This is a genomic window from Vibrio sp. B181a (genome assembly GCF_030248375.1).
GTDB classification, from domain to species: domain Bacteria; phylum Pseudomonadota; class Gammaproteobacteria; order Enterobacterales; family Vibrionaceae; genus Vibrio; species Vibrio campbellii.
Genome location: NZ_JAHGAD010000028.1, coordinates 66,922 through 87,107, shown reverse-complemented (window position 1 = coordinate 87,107; position 20,186 = coordinate 66,922). Strand labels below are relative to the sequence as shown.

Annotated in this window: 19 protein-coding genes; 9 read left to right on the top strand and 10 right to left on the bottom strand. The window is 45.0% G+C overall.

Going from position 1 to position 20,186, the window contains the following annotated elements; genetic code table 11:
* Positions 1-691: 691 nt before the first annotated feature.
* The 4 genes from KIO97_RS15070 to KIO97_RS15055 form a co-directional block, all read right to left on the bottom strand.
* The gene (locus KIO97_RS15070) at positions 692-2,038 is read right to left on the bottom strand and encodes a magnesium transporter (RefSeq protein ID WP_285383251.1); all 1,347 of its coding nucleotides are present in this window, start codon (positions 2,036-2,038) and stop codon (positions 692-694) included.
* Positions 2,039-2,112: 74 nt separating this feature from the next.
* Positions 2,113-3,435 (bottom strand): AarF/ABC1/UbiB kinase family protein, encoded by a 1,323-nt coding sequence (locus KIO97_RS15065; protein WP_285383249.1) that lies wholly within the window; start codon positions 3,433-3,435, stop codon positions 2,113-2,115.
* A 101-nt stretch (positions 3,436-3,536) separates the two neighbouring features.
* On the bottom strand, positions 3,537-4,760 hold the full coding sequence (locus tag KIO97_RS15060) for an HlyD family secretion protein (protein WP_005433300.1): 1,224 nt from the start codon (positions 4,758-4,760) through the stop codon (positions 3,537-3,539).
* Positions 4,760-5,086, bottom strand: coding sequence for an MFS transporter (locus tag KIO97_RS15055; protein ID WP_005433326.1), 327 nt, complete (start codon positions 5,084-5,086; stop codon positions 4,760-4,762). The genes KIO97_RS15060 and KIO97_RS15055 overlap by 1 nt, the downstream gene beginning before the upstream one ends.
* 107 nt (positions 5,087-5,193) lie before the next feature.
* Here KIO97_RS15055 and KIO97_RS15050 point away from each other — a divergent pair, with 107 nt between their 5' ends.
* Positions 5,194-6,195: an AraC family transcriptional regulator gene (locus tag KIO97_RS15050; protein WP_285383246.1), complete on the top strand. Its 1,002-nt coding sequence runs from the start codon at positions 5,194-5,196 to the stop codon at positions 6,193-6,195.
* Positions 6,196-6,271: 76 nt separating this feature from the next.
* Here the strand turns inward: KIO97_RS15050 and KIO97_RS15045 are convergent, their stop codons facing one another.
* Complete coding sequence (locus tag KIO97_RS15045) at positions 6,272-6,961, bottom strand: hypothetical protein (RefSeq protein ID WP_285383245.1); 690 nt, start codon at positions 6,959-6,961, stop codon at positions 6,272-6,274.
* A 12-nt stretch (positions 6,962-6,973) separates the two neighbouring features.
* On the bottom strand, positions 6,974-8,515 hold the full coding sequence (locus tag KIO97_RS15040; RefSeq protein ID WP_285383243.1) for a hypothetical protein: 1,542 nt from the start codon (positions 8,513-8,515) through the stop codon (positions 6,974-6,976).
* A 369-nt stretch (positions 8,516-8,884) separates the two neighbouring features.
* On the opposite strand from KIO97_RS15040, the gene KIO97_RS15035 reads away from it, so the two are divergent.
* The gene (locus KIO97_RS15035) at positions 8,885-9,577 is read left to right on the top strand and encodes a response regulator transcription factor (protein WP_285383241.1); all 693 of its coding nucleotides are present in this window, start codon (positions 8,885-8,887) and stop codon (positions 9,575-9,577) included.
* Positions 9,578-9,580: 3 nt separating this feature from the next.
* Entirely contained in the window at positions 9,581-10,903 is a 1,323-nt protein-coding gene (locus KIO97_RS15030; protein ID WP_285383239.1) for an ATP-binding protein, read from the top strand.
* Here the strand turns inward: KIO97_RS15030 and KIO97_RS15025 are convergent.
* On the bottom strand, positions 10,884-11,540 hold the full coding sequence (locus tag KIO97_RS15025) for a pyridoxamine 5'-phosphate oxidase family protein (RefSeq protein WP_045396043.1): 657 nt from the start codon (positions 11,538-11,540) through the stop codon (positions 10,884-10,886). The genes KIO97_RS15030 and KIO97_RS15025 overlap by 20 nt on opposite strands.
* A 99-nt stretch (positions 11,541-11,639) precedes the next feature.
* On the opposite strand from KIO97_RS15025, the gene KIO97_RS15020 reads away from it, so the two are divergent.
* Positions 11,640-13,073: a PLP-dependent aminotransferase family protein gene (locus KIO97_RS15020; RefSeq protein ID WP_285383237.1), complete on the top strand. Its 1,434-nt coding sequence runs from the start codon at positions 11,640-11,642 to the stop codon at positions 13,071-13,073.
* 12 nt (positions 13,074-13,085) lie between these two features.
* Here KIO97_RS15020 and yjeH read toward each other — a convergent pair whose 3' ends face one another.
* On the bottom strand, positions 13,086-14,348 hold the full coding sequence (yjeH, locus tag KIO97_RS15015) for an L-methionine/branched-chain amino acid transporter (protein ID WP_285383235.1): 1,263 nt from the start codon (positions 14,346-14,348) through the stop codon (positions 13,086-13,088).
* A gap of 176 nt (positions 14,349-14,524) precedes the next feature.
* On the opposite strand from yjeH, the gene KIO97_RS15010 reads away from it, so the two are divergent.
* From KIO97_RS15010 to KIO97_RS14990, 5 genes are all read left to right on the top strand, one after another.
* On the top strand, positions 14,525-14,980 hold the full coding sequence (locus KIO97_RS15010; RefSeq protein ID WP_005433287.1) for an Lrp/AsnC family transcriptional regulator: 456 nt from the start codon (positions 14,525-14,527) through the stop codon (positions 14,978-14,980).
* A complete protein-coding gene (locus KIO97_RS15005) occupies positions 14,977-15,354 on the top strand; it encodes a nuclear transport factor 2 family protein (protein ID WP_005433317.1) in 378 nt (125 codons plus the stop codon). Before KIO97_RS15010 ends, KIO97_RS15005 begins: the two co-directional genes overlap by 4 nt.
* Entirely contained in the window at positions 15,344-16,258 is a 915-nt protein-coding gene (locus tag KIO97_RS15000; RefSeq protein ID WP_005433503.1) for a LysR family transcriptional regulator, read from the top strand. Before KIO97_RS15005 ends, KIO97_RS15000 begins: the two co-directional genes overlap by 11 nt.
* A 108-nt stretch (positions 16,259-16,366) precedes the next feature.
* Positions 16,367-16,981, top strand: a complete 615-nt coding sequence (locus KIO97_RS14995) for a LysE family translocator (protein ID WP_005433441.1) — start codon at positions 16,367-16,369, stop codon at positions 16,979-16,981.
* 337 nt (positions 16,982-17,318) lie between these two features.
* Positions 17,319-17,657, top strand: a complete 339-nt coding sequence (locus KIO97_RS14990; RefSeq protein ID WP_285383232.1) for a hypothetical protein — start codon at positions 17,319-17,321, stop codon at positions 17,655-17,657.
* A gap of 123 nt (positions 17,658-17,780) precedes the next feature.
* Here the strand turns inward: KIO97_RS14990 and KIO97_RS14985 are convergent, their stop codons facing one another.
* Together KIO97_RS14985 and KIO97_RS14980 are read right to left on the bottom strand one after the other, a co-directional pair.
* Positions 17,781-18,002 (bottom strand): hypothetical protein, encoded by a 222-nt coding sequence (locus tag KIO97_RS14985; protein WP_005442428.1) that lies wholly within the window; start codon positions 18,000-18,002, stop codon positions 17,781-17,783.
* A 255-nt stretch (positions 18,003-18,257) separates the two neighbouring features.
* Positions 18,258-19,691 carry a glyceraldehyde-3-phosphate dehydrogenase gene (locus tag KIO97_RS14980; protein ID WP_005433296.1) on the bottom strand — a complete coding sequence of 478 codons (1,434 nt, stop codon included), beginning with the start codon at positions 19,689-19,691 and terminating at the stop codon, positions 18,258-18,260.
* Positions 19,692-20,186 lie beyond the last annotated feature (495 nt).

Here is a 20,186-nt window from a genome sequence, read left to right as displayed (position 1 = left end):
ATAGATTTGTCTTTTTATAATCCTTTAAAAACATGTGGTTATAGCTTTTAAGAAAAATAAAAAAGTTTAGAACTTGACGGCTAATCTGACCAGTAATGTGTAATGAAATCGGTATCATTGGTGGCTTTCTTTTATCTCGTCATATTTTTGTGGTTTGTTTATAAAATAGCGATTCAATGGATTTTCATAATGCTTAGCAAACGTTTTTTTGAGCTTGATAGTAACGATTGTTCATAAGTTGAACGCAAAGTCATTTATTTAATGGTTATTTTGGTGTTTATGCTGTTCAATTTTTCTTAGATGGCTATTTGTTGTAGATAACTTAAGAAAATATCGCATGTAATCGATTGTAAATTGAGTGAATAAAATTAGTTCAACAGGGAGTAAGGATGTGGAGAAGGAATTTGAAGGGGCCAGATAAAAAAATAGCCAACCGCAATTTGTGCGATTGGCTTATATATTTGTGAACAAATTCGAGTTCACTAACAACGTCAGTTGGCTAGGTGACCCTCGGCTTAAGAAGGGTCACATTAGACAATGCAGTTAGTGTGCCAACTTTAAAACCACCGAAAAAACACGGTTTCTGTGATAAAGGTTGCCTAAAATTTGCTGTGAGTTGCAAATTGCAAATGCGGTTTGCAATTTGTAATTATAATGCTAATGATGAATTAATTAACTAGAGCGATTCTTTTTACAACATTACTAAGCTCGCCGTGCCCAAGAAAGCAAAGAAGCCAACGACATCAGTTACCGTAGTCAGAATCACCGAGCCCGCAAGTGCTGGATCGAGTTTGAGCTTATCAAGAACAATTGGGATCAGCACACCAAATAAGGCCGCGGTAACAATATTGACGATGATCGCGAGTGCGATGGTGCCGCCCAATACCGGAGATTGGAACCAAAGCCCTGCTAAACCACCGATGATCAGCGCCCAAAGCAAAGCGTTAAGAGAGCCGATACCCAATTCATTTTTGAGTAGGGCAAAACGGTTACCAGGGGTAATTTGGTTTAATGCCATAGCACGAACCATCAGCGTCAGTGTTTGGCTACCTGCAATACCCCCCATAGAAGCCACAATCGGCATCAGAACAGCAAGAGCGACCACTTGTGAAATCACATCTTCAAACAAGCCAATCGTCACCGATGCTAGAATTGCAGTCAGCAAGTTAATGCCCAACCAAACGCCACGCTTTTGTGAACTCTTTAGAATTGGCGCGAACAAGTCATCGCCTTCATCCATACCCGTACCAGCCATCAAACGTGCTTCGTAGATTTCACGTTGAGTGCTGAGTGCGAATTGCCAATCCACTTCACCGATCAAGGTTTGATCTGCATCCGTAACTGGCAAAGCAGGGAGAGGGCTGTGCTCAAGTGCTTCTACGGCTTCAGACAGTTCCATTTTACTGTCGAGTACGGTGACGGTTTCAATCGCTAGGGTTTTGAGACGAACGTCCGCTTCACTACGTAAGATTTCATAATAGTTCACTGCGCCACGAAACTGCTTTTTACGGTTGATCAGATACACTTGCTGCGGTGTATCGTAACTGTAACGCTCCATCAAGCGTCGAGCTTTACCAACGGTAATATTAAAAGGGAGAGTGATGATCTTTCGTTCAGCCCATCGACCGAGTTCTTCGTCTTCATATTCGTTTGCTTGGTCGTAGAGATCGAGTTCATCTTTCTCAATCAGCTCTAACGCTTCATTAATGAACTCTTCAGGAAGCGAGTCAGCCCATTCAATCAGCGATAAGTTATCCAGCTTGGCTAAGGTCAGCTTCAGCTCAACTTCAGAAAGTGCTTCGATGATGGAAAGACGTACTTCAGCACGCATTTCAGTCAGCACATCGATGTGCAATTCCATAGGTAATGCGCGCCACAAGCGTACACGTTCATCGATCGGGAAAGCCTCGAGTATCAGTGCCACGGCACCGGGTTCGAGACCACATTCGATAGAATCATTCAAAGCGGTAACTTGATCCGCTTCGTCTGCTTGGACAATTTGTTCGATTAGAGTGGAGAGGTCTTGAAACTTACTCACCGAGCACCCCGACAGTCAGATTATTCTTATAGGCAGCTGCTCAAGGTACTCGAAAGTGGCAGAAAAACAATAGTCTATTCGTCAATAATCTGTAGGTACGGTGAGACCAATTGGCGAATGTTCACTTTTGCACCAATGCGAGCTGCCAGCAAGTACATTCCGCCTATTTTTCTGTGCAGGAATAGGGCATCTGCTGGTGGCGTGTGCCAGTAGTCTTGTTCCATGCTTAAAATGGTGCCGGCCTCGCGGAGTTTCTGAGCTAAGCCACTGGCTTTGAAGTCATAAGGCTCATCAACCAGCATAGGTTCACACGCCATTTTGACGAGATCAAGAATCGCTTGGCGCTGTGCAGGCATAATGGTCTTGCTGAAAAATCCAATCTGCTCAAGCGCATTGTTCAAGCCTTGCTCGTCGTCGTTGACAACCGATGCAAAAGCTTGGCGATAACCAGTGCTAAATTGTTCGCTGTATTCGCGAGTCGCGCCGAAATCTAACAAGCCGATTTGACGGGTGTTCTCGATATACAAGTAGTTGGCAAAGTTGGGGTCGGTTTGGACCATTTTAAATTCGAACAGCTCCCGGAACAGCAATTCGAGTAAACTGTGCATTACAAAGTCGCGTGTGTTTTGGTCATAATGCTCGATTTGTTCAATCGGACTACCGTCAATAAATTCCATTGCGAGCACGGCGTCGGAAGAGCTCTCGGTGTGGATTTTCGGCACGACAAAATGAGGGTGATCCTTCAAAGCGTCATGATAACGAATGGCAAAGTGCGCTTCTCGTGCGTAATCAGCTTCATCATGCAGTTGCTTTTTAGCTTCTTCCAATAGTCCTTTGTAATCAACAGATTCGGGAATCAAGCCAACGACTTTGAGCAGAGTCCCCACGTTATCGACGTCACTGTCGATACTTTTCCTTACTCCCGGATACTGCACTTTCACCGCGAGGTTATCACCTGCATCACTGTAGGCCTGGTGAACTTGACCAATGGAAGCGCTGGCTATTGGCTTGAAGTTAAAGGAGAGGAACTCAGTTTTCCAATTCGTTCCTAGCGCGTTTTCCATTACTCCGTTGAGTTGTTTTGCTGGCATAGGATCTGCGTTTGAGCGAAGTCGCGAGAGAATATCAGCGAGTTCTGGTTCCAAAACATCGCCAGCATCCATAGAGAGCATTTGACCAAGCTTCATCGCTGCACCCCGCAAGTGGGCCAGTTGGTCTGTTAAACGCGCAATGTTTTGCGGCGTTAGTAACAGGTCTTTCGCTTTGGGTTTATTGCCTTTAGCGATTTGTTTGGTGCCTTCAGCAATCACATTGCCTGCGACTCGGGTTGCAAGGGAAGCGAACTTGCTGAATCTTGAGATGCGATGGGTGGGTAGGCTTCTTTCCTTTGCCGACATGAATTTTCTCCGTTATTTACTAACTATTTGTTATACGGGAAAACTACGTGCTTGGATACAAATGAAAAGAAAACCGCCAGCGGAACCGGCGGTTTGGGAGTTTAGATAGAGTAGAAGAAGTACAGTTGCGACTTCATTCGGATGATGATGCCACGAATCACATCCAAGAACGCTAGGAAACCAATTGGTTTCTCGCCGCTGACCCATGCTAGGCCAACTGAGCCGACAGGGATATCGTAGCCTTCTGGCTCATCAATCTTAAGGCGAACAAAGTGGTGTTTGTTCTGCAAGTTCTTACCGGTTGTAGCGCGAACGGAATCATCCAGACCAAGTAGGTTGCCTTGTGATTCGCCGGTCGCTTCAACAATGCCCTCTACTGTTGCAGAGAAGATCTTGCCAGGGTAAACCGAAGAAGAGAATTCCGCAGGTTGACCTGGTTTGATGTTACGAATCGCTTGGTGGTTCACTCGCATCAGAACGTACTTCTCGTTAGTGTACATGTTGATACGCGGCATCATCGATACACGCTGACCTTCACGCAGGATAAAGTTGGTCACAAAGCCATCTGCTGGTGCGTGCACTTTGGTGCTGTTCAAATCCCATTGTGCTTTTGCAATTTGCTCTTCTGCTTGGCGCAGTTCAGCCTGTTTCGTTTCAACCGCGAGCTCAGCTTTATGAATCGCCAGTTTTGCACGTGAGATATCGACTTGTTTCTTCTTGATTTGAGATTCAAGAGTTAACACGTTGTGGCGTGCCATATCAACCGCACTCGATTGTTTGTCGATGTCGCTTGCCGTAATGGTGTTTTGGACCACGCGGTTTTGTTCAACGTAACGATCCAGCATCTTTTTCTGCAATTTATAGTCAACTTTCGCCGCTTCCAATTGGCTTTTTGATGTTTCTAGATCTTGCACCAGTGCTTGATGGTTTGCTTCTTCAATCTCGATATCACCTTGTGCTGTTGCCAGTGCTACTCGAGCAGAATCTGCCGACACATTTGCTTGGTTCAATGCGATCTCATATTGCGTTGGGTCGAGTTCGTAAATGAGCTGACCTTTTTCAATTTGTTGATTCGGCTTGATATAAATATGGTCAACTTTGCCTTTCACATTGGTTGAATCCGGACGCAACTGGATGTGTGGTGACTGCACCACTGAGCCGCCGGATAGATCCATCGGCGTGAAGTTGATGAGGCCTACCCAGACGAACATTAACCAACCCAAGCCGCCTAGGTAAGCGAACGATTTGGTTGCTTTGTTCCAAGGCATGCCGACTAAACGGAGCAGATAGATGAAGAGTGCCCATACCGCTAAACCTTCTAACATTATGCCTCCTCTTGTGGCTGTGTTTCTGTTTGCGGTTTACTTTTCCATGTATCACGCAGATTGATGATGGCTTTTTCCATATCAACGAATGCAAAGATCACGGCTAGCACCCATACCCAGTGCCAGACAAATCCTATCCAGGTGAGGGCAGTAATGAGCCCTATCTGATGATGGTCTTTGCTGTGCGCCTTATTAATTGGCAACTCATGGATTTTCCAAAAGCCGTAACACGCGCCAGCGACACTCGCGATTAAAACGACGGCAGCGACAACATGTAACGCTGTATCTGCGCCTGTTCCGACAAATGGGACACTCAGTAAACTCATTAAACACTCCTCTATCAAACTGTTGGCGTATTGTGATCTGGAATTGAAATAGGTGAGGGTTTGTGACAAATTCAATCACTAGAAGATTAAATTTGATGTGATTGGTTATGAAAACGGTTCGATTTATTCGCGCGATGGGTATTTTAAATATGCATAACCTCGCGTTATCTAAGTATAATTTGAGCTCCGAAGAGCTTGGCATCCCTGCATCAGTGTTTCACAACCCGATGACATTGATACCTTTGAAGGCTGTTTCGGAGTGGTATCGACGTATTGAACAACTGACTGATGACCCAGATGTGGTGTTAGGTTTAAGCCGTGGCATTGAGCTGCAAAAGCTTGGTCCAGTCGGACGTTGGTTATACTCAGGTAATGATCTCGCTAGTACCATTCGACGCGTGAATTATGGCGTAAGTAACCTTCAATCAGGCGCTTTTTTAGCGGGTGAGCAATCAGGCAAGATCATCAAATGGACTTACCACAACCCATTTGTGGAGACTTCGGTCAAAGTACATGACAGTATTCGCTGCGCGATATTCATGACCAAGATTTTGCGTGAATTTTTGGGGCAAGATTATAAGCCATTACGTGTGATGATTTCTGGTTCTAGGAAAAATGGCAAACCATACGAAGAGTACTTTGGCTGTGAGGTTGAGTGGAGTCAGCCAAAAACAGAAATCTGGATCCCAGGAGATGACCGCCTCGCTTCGCGTCAAGTAAGCCACCGTGAAGACAGCCGTCTAGCGATGAGCTTTTCAGATTTGGATGATTTGCTCAACATGCCCGATCCGGAAGATGAGCTTAAAGTGATTTATGAAGTAGTAAGTTACAGTAGTCATTATGGATTGCCGACATTGGAGCGTGTCTCATCTTTACTTGGACTTTCAGAGCAACAGTTCCAGCGACGCTTGCACAAGTTAGGACTTAATTTCTCTACGGTATCTGGCTATGTATTAAGTAACGTTGCAGCTGGTTTATTGATCAAACATGTCAGTATAGAGGAAATTGCGGAGCGTCTCGGATATACCAATGTCGCGAGTTTTAATCGTATGTTCAAAAAACATCGCGGCTTAACTCCCAAACAATACGCGGCTCGATTGGAAAAATAGTCTTTGTGATGACCAGTGCTGCCAGCAAATAAAAGCCCTCAAATGAGGGCTTGGAAATTTTTGGGAGCGTTAACGCTTACTCTTCAGGACGCCAGCTCAGTGCACTAGCCACAGCGCCAATGGCAACCACGTCTTTTTGCTTATCGTTAAGCTCGGGCAACATTTGCACTGCGATTGTGCCATTCGTCTGCACTGCCGCAACCTCTTGCGTCCCTTGCTTAAAGCTGTAACCCAGTGGAATATCTACCGCCATCATCGAATCAGGGCTCGTGTGAACGGTTTCTACATTGAAATGGGTATTGCCAATGCGAACTACGCCCGTTTCTTTTTTCTCAAGGCTGATGTCGATCAGCGCAGATTTCGGTTCCATAGCAAACTCACCGACTTTCTTACCATCTTGAGTGATGTCGCAGGTGTATGGATCGTTGCCACCAAAATCAAGGCCCATGTAGTTTACCGACATGCCGCCGCCGGTGCAGTTTAGGAGCCAAGTTTCACCGCTGTCTATACGAGTCACTTCTGCGCCCATTGCCCCTTCTTTGAATGAGATACGATTGAACCAACTTGAGTTTGAAGCACTGCGCGAATATTTGCCTTTGTACTTGCCAGCAAAATCAAAATGGCCATCCGCACCGAATCCCCAAAAGTCGCCGTCGGTTTTCACCAACATTTCTGGTTGCGCTTTTACTGCATCAGTACGATCCATGACAGCAAGGCCACCACAACCAACAAGGAATAGGGGAGCGAGTAGAGTAAGTTTCTTCATGTTTTTCATTGTTTATAGCTTGGTTACGTCTAGAGTTTGATCGGTGAACTGGATGTTCTGAATGTCGTACAACTCGTCAATGCCTGTATTAGGGCACTCAACAGAGACGTTTTTCGCTTTGATAACGATACATTCCGCCAGTTTGTGTCGCACGATGTAAGTGTTGACGCCTCCCTCACCATAAATACTATTGTTTTTATGGTTGCCTTCAAATGTGTTGTCTTGGTCATTACCGATGACATTCATCGCGTCGTCGCCAACGATCTTCACTTTTGTCAGCCATTGAGACTTGTAGGTGTAGGCTTCTACTAAACCATGTTTATTTGGCGCCATGCGGAAGGTAGGAACCGTGCCTGGATTTGTTTTTTCTGTGTAGAGTTTGACGCCTGCAGAGTCGATGCTTGCGGTGTATTGCAAGTAGTCGTGGAACAAACCGCCAATCCAATCAATCGCTTGTGGATCTTGGGTTTGCATTTCTTCACGTGTTAACGCTTGGTAGCCATCTAAACCATGCCCGTTTGCTTTTGCAACGCCCATGTAAGCTTCAAAAGCAGCAGCAAAATATTCGTGAGAGTAAGAAGGGCCTGTTAGCTTAACGCGTTCTGGATCGAAGTCGTCAGACTCCCAATCTTCCCAGTCACTCTGGGTTGGGCGCCACACCGTAGGCTTACCTGATTGGATGTCGTTATAAATGCTTAGAGCATGCGCTTGAATGGCTTTTTGTAATGAGGAAGTCGATGCGTTAGGAGCAATGCCTTGCGCTTGGACCAAATGTAGAATCTCTTCAAAAGCGGCATCTCGGTCGGCATGTTCACCCAGATTGGCACAGTAATCGGCAAAGTTACTCATGTAGTGACAATCGCCTTCAACCGTCAGTTCGCGGTACATCAAGGACTGGCTGTTCATCAACCAGTTTGGTGTATCCCCGCTGCTCATCAACGTTAATGCAATGGACTCGATAAGCGTGTCCATGTCGTCTTCACTAAGCACCATCATGGTTGTAATAAAGTTTTCTAATGAGCTGGTATCAAAGGATTGTGGTAAGCCAGAATCTGCAATCGCGTCGTCCAATTTATCTTGACGAAGCAACTCACTGATGAAAATTTTGGTGAGCATTTCGTCATTCTGGTCGTCGTTTTCTGTCAGCATTAATGTTGCATCACGCTCAGCTAGTGTCTTTGCGATACTAGATTTGTCGGCACCATATTTCGAATTTGGCTGGTTTGTGAGTAGGTGCTGAACGATTTTGGCGGCACGAAATATTTTTTCATCATTCGCCCCGTCATCCATCGCGATAATGTGGAACGACGCATTGTTCCCGTCTTGCGAAAGGGAGACTTCAAGGTAGTGGGTAAAGCCAGCATCAGCAGCCACTTGCAGCTTGGCTGGAAACTTTTTGGAAACGACGCTAGGGATCGTCACGGTTTTCAATGTTGGAGCTGATTTGGGAGGCAGCGTGGTTGTTGGTGACTTTGAATTTGAGTCACTGCCACCGCAGGCAGTTAGGCTTACTGTACAAAGTAAAGCCAGAGGCGTTAATTGAGCGAATTTCATCTTTGCAATACTCACGGGCTGAAGGTTCGCTGAGGAATTTATTTGCAAGAGTATTTTCTGTCTACATGAGCAATTGTAGTCATAATTACTGTTGATTATTTGTTGTAAGGTTTTTAATTCGACAAAACTAAAATATTAGTGGCTTTATATTTTGTAGTGGGTTTAATTGATGATATTAAATCTTAACTTGTGTTTATAAATTGGTTTTTTGTTCTTTTACAGGTCTTTTGTAGAGAGCGCTTTTTTATAAATGTATGGTTTGTAAGTGTTTGTAAGCACTTTCTGTCGCTAGAGGCTCGGTTTATACGGGTTGCATGGAATAAAACGAGCGATATACTGCTCCTGTTTTATAGGTAGAGTGAATGGATTATGGTCGGTAATAAAATTTTGCTCGTAGAGGATGATTCAGAGATTGCTCGATTAACCAAAATGTACCTAGAGGCTGAAGGTTACCTAGTTACTGTGATCGACAATGGTCTTAATGCACTCGACGCTATCAAAGAATTGAAGCCTGATCTGGTGTTATTGGATTTGATGCTCCCAGGCAAAAATGGTGCAGAGATATGCCAAGAGGCTAGGGCGTTTTATCATGGGATCATCATTGTGTTGACGGCCACTGATGATGAGATGAGTGAAGTTAGCCTATTTAAATTTGGTGCTGATGATTATCTAACTAAACCAATTAAGGGCAATATCCTCCTCGCTCGTATTGAAGCCTCTTTACGCCGTTACCGTCGCCAAATAGATACGGATGAAAAGACAGAGCTGAGCCGCTATGGCATCGACTTATGCACCCGTCGCTCTAAAGCTTATTACTTAGAGCAAGATATCGATCTCACTGATTCTGAATTCGAAATATTGGAGCTATTAATGCTCAATGTCGATAAACCCGTTTCTCGAGAGTCCTGTTGCCGCCTTGCGCGTGGCATTGAATACTGCATTACTGACCGTTCAATTGATATGCGAATCTCTTCTTTGAGGAAAAAATTCTCAAAAGCCCTTATTCACACCGCTACCATTAAGACCGTGCGTAATCGTGGATACATGTTAACGGGGAAATAGCGGATGTTCTCTCTGTTTACTCGGCTCTATGTTGGATTGGTAACGGGCCTTGCCGTGACCGTCGCCTTGTTTTTTACTATGGGTGACGAGTTTATGCGCAAAACTGAAGTTGGCATCTTCTTGAGTGATGGTACGTATTTTGTCGATCAGTATACTGAGCAACGCGGGACGCCTAACTCACTCTACAAGCAGTTAACGAGAACAGGCAAACAGGATTTTTTCATCTTCGACCTGACTCTTTTTAATAACTGGGACGGTTCGCCTCCTTGTTTGGACTGCGAATTGCTTTATCGTATGCAAGGTGTGCCTGTGTACTTGATCGATGGCAATATCTACGCTGCGGTTTTTCCACTCCCAAACTCATCAGAAAGTCTGGTATTTAAAGAAAAGCGAGATTTTTTTAGTCCAGATATTGATTGGGATGAAGACTCAGAAAGCATCTTTGTGTTCAGCTTGTTACTCACCATAATATGCAGCTTGGGTGTCATGGTTTATGTTCCGGTGCGTAGACTTGATCGTCAGATTCAACAATTGACGTCAGCACAGCAGCAATTTGGCTCCGGTGAGCTCAGCACTCGTGTGGATTTAAAGCACTTCTCTTCTCCGGTCCGAGAGCTTGCTACTGGCTTCAACAACATGTCGGAAGACATTGAAAGGCAAGTGCGCCAAACACACATTTTCACTCAGGCTATCCCTCATGAAGTTCGAACGCCACTGAGTCGAATTCAGCTAGCTACCGACTTGGCAAGGCGTACTAAAGGTGAAATGCAAGCGGAACTGCACGATGACATTGAAAGATATGTGGATGTGGTGACGGATTTAACGTCTGACATCGTAATGCTTTCCCGCTTGAGCGTGAATAACCATTCGTTAGCCGATTCTGTTGAAACCATTGAACTGCCGCTTTGGTGTAAAAGCCGCATGAATTATCGTGGGTTAGAGTCAGCGAAGCTTACTGTTGAGAATGCTTTGGCTTATCAGTCCATCCACCTGCAACCAACGTTGGGTAATTTGGTTCTTGATAACCTACTGCAGAATGCAAAACGTTATGGCGAGTCTTGTGTGGAAGTGACGATCCGGTCGGTAGAGCACTTCTGGATCGTCGATATTGAAGATGATGGCCCAGGGGTTCCTAAAGAGATGCGTGAAGAGGTATTCATTCCGTTTTCTCGTTTAGATAAAAGCCGTAACGCCGATGTCAAAGGTTTTGGCTTGGGACTCGCCATTGCGTCTAGTGCTGCGAGGCAACTAGGCTGGGAGCTGTCAGTCGGCGAGAGCCACTTAGGGGGCGCGTTGTTTACCGTGCTTATTCCTGCCAGCGATTAGGGTAGGCACGACGGTAGTCTGGCTCTTTAATGCCTTCATACAAATCTTCACAAGCTTGCAGTGGGCCTACAACAGTTCGGTACGGCAAGACGCCAGCCCAAACTGGAATGTCCATGTCTTGTGCATCGTCGTTAACACCAAAATTGCTGATTTTCACTGATGCTTCCGTTAGTGGTATACGCAGTAGCATAGTTGCTTTGAGTTCTTTCTCATTGCTCAAGCGGATGTCTTTTGTTCTTCCCGGAGCGATTTGTTCAATAAAGTGATTCAGCAATCTGTCTTTCTCTTGGTTATCCGCCACCATCTCAAACTGGCCAAAGACAACAGCGCTACGATAATGTGCGCTATGATGAAACGCACTTCGAGCCAATACCCAGCCATCAAACAAGGTAAAGGTTAGGCATGTTTGCACTCCTTGTTTGAGTGAGCGCAGTAATCGACTGTTGTTGGCACCATGAATATACACGTAATCATCTACACGCCAAGCCAGCATGGGGATGACTACAGGGCCAGACTCGTTGGTTATTGCAATATGAGCGATAAGGCTTTCATCTATGATGGCGTGCAGCTTGTCGACATCAGAGATGGCTTTATGTGCGCCTTTCTTAATTTCCGTTCTGTTGGTATTGGACAACATTTTCTCTCCTTTTTGCTCACAGGGACGAGCACTTGTTTCTCAATCTTTGATTGCAATGTAGCGTTTAACTGGTAGCTTAAAGAGAGCCAGTTTTAACTAATGGATGGATCCAGTTTGTCTTTGATTGATATCGGTGACCTGCATTTAAAAGAAAGTGATGGAACGCGTCAGCAAGCGTTGTTTTTTGCTATCCGCGAGAAGATTGTTCAAGGGCTGTGGGCGAAGAATGGGAAATTGCCGTCTACACGAAAGCTATCACAAGACCTTGAACTCAGTAGGAATACCGTGATTGCAGCCTACGAGCAGTTAGTGGCGGAAGGGTACTTGAACAGTCAAAAAGGCTCTGGCTTTTATGTTGCTGTAGAACTGCCGGAGCAGTATCTGCCTGAACCCAGTTCAATCAAAACGGACTCATCACCGAAAACCAACTTTGACATCAACCGCGCATTTGCTCCGGGTGTGCCTGATTTAGAAGCTTTTCCTATGGCGCAGTGGCAAAAGTTACTTGCTCGTCATCTTTCCCGTACCTGTTTGCTAGGGAACCAAGATATTCAGGGCAGTTGGGCATTGCGTTGTGCTTTAGCTGACTACCTTGCATCAAGCCGTTCAGTAAATTGCTCCCCAGAGCGCATCATTATTACCTCTGGGGCACAGCAAGCGTTGTCAATCGCGACGATGGTAGCTCTAAAACAAGGTGATAAGGTTTTGATGGAGCAACCGGGTTACGCGCAAATGCGGAAGCTAATTCAGTTCCAGCAATATCAATTTGAGCCTCTATTGGTACGAGAAAAACTCGGCTTTGATGTGGAAGCGGTAACCAGCAGCGATGCCGATGCTCTATATATCACACCAAGCAATCAGTATCCGATGGGAACTACGCTTAATACCGAGCAGCGAGGGAAGATTATCAACTGGGCGGTCGAGCAATCACGTTGGGTTATCGAAGACGATTACGACAGTGAATTTCAGTTTTCCCATCGTCCATATACCAGCTTACAAGGGCTAGCGGCTCAAATGGGGCGAGATGATCGCGTACTGTATGTGGGCTCGTTCAGTAAAGTGATGTTTAATGGAATACGCCTTGGCTACCTTGTGGTACCTGAACGTATAGTTGAGCAATGCTTGGTGGTTAAGGATGCGTTAACCGGTGATTCGCCAACGCACACCCAAGAGGCGTTGGCTGATTTTATTACTGAAGGTGGGTTAATTCGTCATATCCGCAAAATGCGCCGATTGTACAAAACTAAGCATGAGCAGATGTGTTTGGCTGTTGAAAAGCACTTTGGCGATAGAGTTAAGGTGATCAGTCAGGCTGCTGGTCTCCATATCACTTTAAAGTGGTTGCAAGGGGTTGATGAGCATGAATGGACGCAACGAGCTAAATCCAAAGGAATAGTGCTGCGTCCATTGAGTTTTTATGAACATTCAGATTTTAAAGCGCGAAATTGGCAAGGAGCGGTATTGGGTTATGGCAATGTTGCATTAAGTGAGATTGATGCTCTGGTTGAACAGCTTTCTGAGTTGTTTGAATAACTACGCTAAGCCTTAATCAGTCACTCGGCGAGTGTTCTTTTTTCGCCACTGTTTCCATGGTAGGGAGAGCACTGCAAAAATAGTAACGGCGTACAGCATAGACCAACCCAAACAAATGAATACTGCGGTGCACAACACGAGAGAAAATCCTGCGAGGACCTTTCCCCAACCTTTGAGCAGTTTGTAGGCTGCTAGCATTGCCAATAGATAGACCAGAACAAAGATGCCGTTTGCGAGCTTTAGGAAGAACTCCAAATCTAGCCCTGATAGTGACCCAATAACACAAGAAGCAAGCAATATAGCGCCGACGATTAACGTGGCATTCGCTGGTACGCCTCGCACTGAAACTCTCGCGATAGCGCTAGTTGGTTTGTGCTCCCTTGCTTGGGCCCACACCATTCGCGCCAAACTTTGAGTGTAGAGGTTCACACTCGCGAAACACGCTGAGAAACCGATAACACTAATAAGCCATTTGGCGTGATCACCAAATAGATACGCACTCAACCACGGAATTGAGGCATTGTCGAACTCAGCACTGCCGTAAGCGCCAAATTTGAGTATCACGACAGAGCAGGCCCAATAGGTGAGTCCTGCGACAAAGCAGCCAACAATAATAGCAATTGGGAAATCACGTTGTGGGTTCTTAAATTCCTCCCCCATATGCGCAAAGGCTTCTATTCCAACAAAGCACCAAAACATGACGCCTAATGCTGTCGCAATTGACCAAGTTGAATCCATTGTGATGGTAGGCATGGTGAGATCGGCGGGGCCAACATCACCTTTCCATAAAAATGCACCAACCAAAGCAAAAATGCTCAGTGCAATGACGGTTTGTAAGCGACCCGATGATTTTGTGCCAAGTAGGTTGACGATGATTAACAGAGCCACCGTAAGAATTTGTGCGAAAAGATGGTTACTCAGTGGCTCTGGTATTAACTGTTGTAGAAAGCCGGCTGCAAGTGCGACAGCAGCAGGTACACCAACAGGAATGACGCTGACAAACAGCCACGCTACGCTGCTTTCCAGTTTACTGTTAAACGCTTTGCGAACAAAAAACGCTGTGCCGCCCGCACTTGGATAGCGCTTACCCAATTGAGCAAAAGTAAGCGCAATAGGACAAATCGCGACGAATAAGATTATCCAAGCCCAAAGGGAAAAGTGCCCAGCGATACCAGCGGCAATGGTTGGAATCATAAATAAACCCGTTCCCATTAACGTGGTGGAGAGTTGCCCAATGCCTGAGATCAGCGTGATGTCTTTTTTGAGTTGTTCCATGACGACCTCTAAACGTCTATGTAGGTGATGCGACAAGCATATCTAAGTTCTCCTTATCAAAATGATGTTGTCGACCGTCAAAATGACGGTTGTTTTGTTTAGAAAGCGCAAATTGTCGGTTTTCAATAAGTTGTATTTGGGTAGAATGACAAGATTAAGGAAAGCGTGGTGATGTTATGGACAAATTTGATCGTCAGATCATAGACCTATTGCGGCAGAATGCCCGCCTCTCTATTACGGAAATTTCAGAGCAAGTCAGCTTGTCACGTTCAGCAGTGACAGCGCGAATCAAAAAGCTCGAAAATGATCGAGTGATCCTTGGCTATCATGCCGATATTGCAACATCTGAAGAGTCGACGATTTGTGCTTATATGGCACTAAAGTTTGATACGTCGGCATCGAGCCATCACTGCGATAATTACGCCAAAGATCTTTACAAAATTGACGGTGTGAAATGGTGTCATGCCATTAGTGGTGAAACCGATATGATGCTGTTTGTTGAAGTACCGAATATCGCCCGTTTGAATGAGATTCGAGACTATATCCAAAGTTATCCAGAGCTTCGTAATGTGATGACACATACCGTGTTAACGGAGTTTTTCAATACCACAGGGAGCAAGTTTGTAAAATGACCGAGAAAGACATCGTCCTCAATTTCTGGAACGTAATGGCAAGCAATGATTTCTATGCGGCAGCAGAGTGTCTTTCGCCTGATTGTGAAGTAATTTGGCCATTGACCAAAGAAGTCATTCGCGGCAGAAAGAACTTTGCCGAACTGAACTCAGCTTATCCAGCAGAAGGTAAGTGGACCTTTGCGATTGAACGTATTGTGGGAGAAGGCGATCAAGTAGTCACCGATGTGATTGTTAGTGATGGCGTTCGCTCAGATAGAGTGATTACTTTTCACAGCATCCGTGATGGGCTAATTTGCAAACAAGTGGAATATTGGCCGGAAGATTACGCCGCCGCAGATTGGCGCACACAATGGGTTGAATGTGCTGAATAACATTAACCTGAATCTGCTGCGCTCTTTGCATGTATTGCTTGAAGAGTGCCATGTGAGCAGAACCGCGGAGCGTTTGCACATCACTCAATCCGCGGTCAGTCGTCAACTAGCGCAGTTACGCGAATTATGCGGCGACCCTTTATTGGTTCGGCAGGGTAACCAATTGATTCCCACGCCAAGAGCGCTACTTCTAAAAGAGAAGTTGGACGACTTATTGGCGGAATTCGATCACCTTCTCGATGACAAGCCTTTTGAACCCGGGGATTGGAAAGGAGAGTTAGTATTAGCATCGAGTGACTATGTCGCGCAATATGTACTCCCTGACATTGCTTCGCACTTGAGTAGTTTTGCTCCTCAGCTGGATATGGCGTATCGACTTTGGCAACCAGACTTTCTTGATAAACTTCATGAGACAGGTATTCATATTGCGTCTTCAATTTATCCAGAACAGCCTAAAGGTGTATCCAGTGTGAAGATTGGTGAGGACTCGTCCGTGTGTTTGATGAAGGCCTCCCACCCGTTAGCAAAGCAAGACCATATTAGTGTCGAAGATTTAATTTCGTATTCTCACATCAAAGTGAACGGTGGAGGGGACAAAGATTCCTATACTGACTTGGCATTGAGAGAGCTGGGTTATACACGCCACGTTACCTTCAAGGTGCCTTTCTTTTCTGCCGCTATCAATCGCTTAGTCTCAAGTGAGCATCTGATGGTGGTACCCGAGCATATTGCCGTGAATCTCGCGAAGCATTGGGATTTAGCCCACAAAGCGTTGCCACTCGAAACCCCTACTCATCAGTATTGGTTAATGTGGCATCCAAAGTACGATACGGATCCGGCGCATAAATGGGTGCGAGAGGAGATTCGCTCGGTTATGCAAATCTCAGAGTATTCCATTCGTTAATGTGCGTATCTACTGCTTATGATCTGAAATCATAGCTAGTATGAAAAACTTTGATTTCTAATTATACCTATTCCATTGATAGATTAGCGTCAAAGAGGGGAGATTCTTATGACACTAACAGTTTGGCTATCACTTTTTACCGTGTGTTTACTAGGGGCGATGTCCCCAGGTCCGAGTTTAGCGATTGTCGCTAAGCACTCGTTGGCTGGTGGTCGAGTGAATGGTTTGGCTACCGCATGGGCGCACGCGTTTGGTATCGGTATTTATGCGTTTATTACCTTGATAGGTTTGGCGGTAGTGCTGCAACAAAGCCCATTGCTATTTAAGACTATTAGCTTGGCTGGTGCAGCTTACTTGGCGTATCTTGGCTTCAATGCACTGCGCTCAAAAGGTGGGGTTGCGGCGAAGTTAGAATCCGGTGAAGAAACGACGGTTTTACAATCGGCGCGAGAAGGCTTCCTTATTTCAATTCTAAGCCCGAAAATTGCGCTGTTCTTCATCGCACTGTTCAGTCAATTTGTAGCGCTAGGTAACGATCTAAGTAACCAAATGATCATCGTCGCGACACCATTTGTTGTTGATGGCTTGTGGTACACCTTCATCACATTGGTATTGTCTAACTCGCGTGTTGTGGACCGTATTCGCTCAAAAGCGGTACTGATTGACCGATTATCCGGTATCGTTTTAATGCTACTGGCAGTGCGAGTGGTTGTGACGATTTGATCATCATTCAGTTTCTCAAAAGCAGCCTAAGTTGGCTGCTTTTTTTGTTTAATTAGTTTGATTTTTTAATGAATTATTCGCATTCATTTGACATGCTACATAGTTAAAAAGATTATTATCAATAAATGTTACCTTGGTTCATAAATCAGGTATTATTGGTGAGATTCCCTACTCTGACAGTGAAGTCTCTAGCTAGAATCATCATTCAACTAGTGTATTTAACATGGCGACTAATTTGGTCGCATATAACACCTAGATAACTTGTTCGAACAAATGGATTTTCCTTATCCCCCGCACAAATGGGTTGAAACAAGATCTTGATTTAAGTGAGAGAAAAGTGAAAAAAACACTTGGCTTGACTCCTGCCATACTATTGATTGGCTTACTCTTAGTCGCCTGGATATTCTTAACTGGTAACAGTTTTATCGGGTTCTTTGGTGTGCTTCTCTTTATCATCGGCTGCGCATTTTTGTTTCGAGCGTACATGAATAAAGTAGACCCTGAGTCGTCTCTGTTCATACGAAGTAAGGTTGAAGACATTCGAAATGAAGGAAGATGCGCCTTTCTTGCCGGAGAGGCAAAGGAGGCCAACCCGTACACTGGTATCGATGGAGAGCTGTGGGATGATGGCTATGATTCAGCTATTAAACAAAAAGAGCCGGCTAAGAAGGGATAACCCTATCATGCTGTCTTTCTTATACACAGCGAACAAAAAAAACATCCTAACTCTTAACGAGGTAGGATGTCAGCAAAGAAGGTTGCTCAGGAACATAGGGGGAGTGTGGAACCTTCAGAAACGTTAGCGACGAACTTCTTCAAACTCGCCTTCAATCGCGTCGGACTTACCCGTATTGAATTCATACTCTTCATGCATTTCTTGTTGCATTTGCTTCACGCGTTTTTCAATACGTTTACCAGTAATCAGGGCTGCGATGGTCAATGGAATCGCCATGATTAGGCTAAATACCAAAGTAAAAAAGCCAGTAATCAGTGCCAATGCAGTAACGATAATTCGATTCATAATCATGACCTCTCTTTCAATCTATGGGTTCATATTATTGCGCTGAACATGAACGAAACATGAATATACCGTTCAATTTCACATCGATTTGTCTGAGGAATGTCAAAGTGTCTTAAAACGAAAAAACGCCTGAGGGTCATCAGGCGTATAAGCGGGGAAGTATATTAGTAATGCGCAAGGCGCTTATTATTTAAAACAAATGCTGGGGTGTTGCTCGTTACACAGTGTGGTTAACGTTGTGGAGCAAGGTTCACCTTATCGAGGGAATGTTTGGTAACGAACACCCATCATTTGTTCCATACAGTGTACAACTTGACAGCTGTAACCAAATTCGTTGTCGTACCAGATGTACAGTACACAGCGTTTGTCTTGAGCGATGGTTGCTTGACCGTCGACCACACCTGCGTGGCGAGAGCCAACTAGATCGCTCGATACGATTTCTGTCGAATCTGTGTAATCGATCTGCGCAGAAAGCTCAGAGTTTAATGCCATTTCACGTAGGTATTCGTTTAGCGAATCACGGTCGACATCTTCACCTAAGTTTAGGTTTGCAACTGCCATTGATACGTTTGGAGTCGGTACACGAATTGCGTTGCCTGTAAGCTTACCTGCAAGTTCTGGTAGTGCTTTTGCTACCGCTTTTGCTGCGCCTGTTGACGTCAGAACCATGTTCAATGAAGCACTACGACCACGGCGATCGCCTGAGTGGAAGTTATCGATCAAGTTTTGATCATTCGTGTAAGAGTGAACCGTCTCAATGTGTCCAGAAAGCACGCCGTACTTGTCGTTAAGTGCTTTAAGAACCGGTGTGATGGCGTTAGTCGTACAGCTTGCGGCGGAGATGATGGTGTCATCTTCTTGAATCACAGATTCATTTACACCAAATACGACGTTCTTGATGTCGCCTTTGCCTGGTGCAGTAAGCAGTACTTTCTCTGCACCGTTACACGCCACGTGTTGGCTAAGACCTTCGGCATCGCGCCAAACGCCCGTGTTATCAACAACTAGCGCATTGTTGATACCGTAAACTGAGTAGTCCACGTCGCTCGGGCTGTTTGCGTAAATAATTTGAATGTAGTTACCGTTCACGATCAGCGCTTTGCGCTCTTCATCAATCACGATACTACCGTTGAACTGTCCATGAACGGAGTCACGACGTAGCAAGCTTGCACGCTTCTCAAGATCACCCTTCTTACCGCCACGTACCACGATAGCACGCAGACGAAGCGGGTAACCAGGACCACTCTTTTCAATCAGCAGGCGAGTAAGTAGACGACCAATTCGACCGAAACCGTAAAGAACCACATCACGAGCTGCTAGAGAAGAGTCTGCGTCACGAGCACCTTGAAGTGCAGTGTGTAAAAAGTCGCTAAGTGCGGCTGTGTCTTCGTGATCTTTCCAATACATACCAGCAAGCTGACCAACATCAACACGGCAAGACGAGATGCTCATTTCGCAAAGCGCTTGGATGATTGGCATGGTTTGTTCTAGAGAGAGAGGGCTTCCGGTGTAACGTCTTGCAATACGGTGAGTTTTGAGAATGTCGATGGTTGTTGCGTTGATAAGCGTTTTACCAAACAGAACCACTTCGATTCCTTTTTGACGATATAACTTACCAATAAGAGGGGAAATAGATTCAGCAATCGTTTGGCTAGTTTGCCAGTCTTGGAGATATTTCTCTGGACTCATTGTTGTTTTGGACCTTTCACGTTTTGGGGGGCTGACCTTACTTTCGGCTAGTACCTCAACGGTAGAGCGTGAAGTGAGGGTGTTTGTAATTAAGTTGTAATAGTTGTGTGTGCGGATTGTACGGGTGGAGGTCTTATTCTGCTAGGAAAAATAAATCTAGTGGAAAGTGTGGGGTAAGGTCTAATTCTTGGCTGATTAATGTGATTTTAGCGGTCTTTTATAGGTATTGACTTTTTCTATCTGCATGGCTTATTTCGCGACAATAATGGATCATTTCAAAGTGATGATATGTAACAAGGTGAACTATGCCTTGAATGATGTGATCTTTGTTGTCTTTACCACTTAAATGGTAAACAACTTTTGCCATTTTAGGAGATATGCCCAAGTCTCTCCTTACAATGAGTTAATTTAACGAAATCTGTTTAAAATTGATGCTGCAAAATTTTGCAAGCTATCACACTTTTGTCTCACATAACTTTGGGTTACATCAGGGCA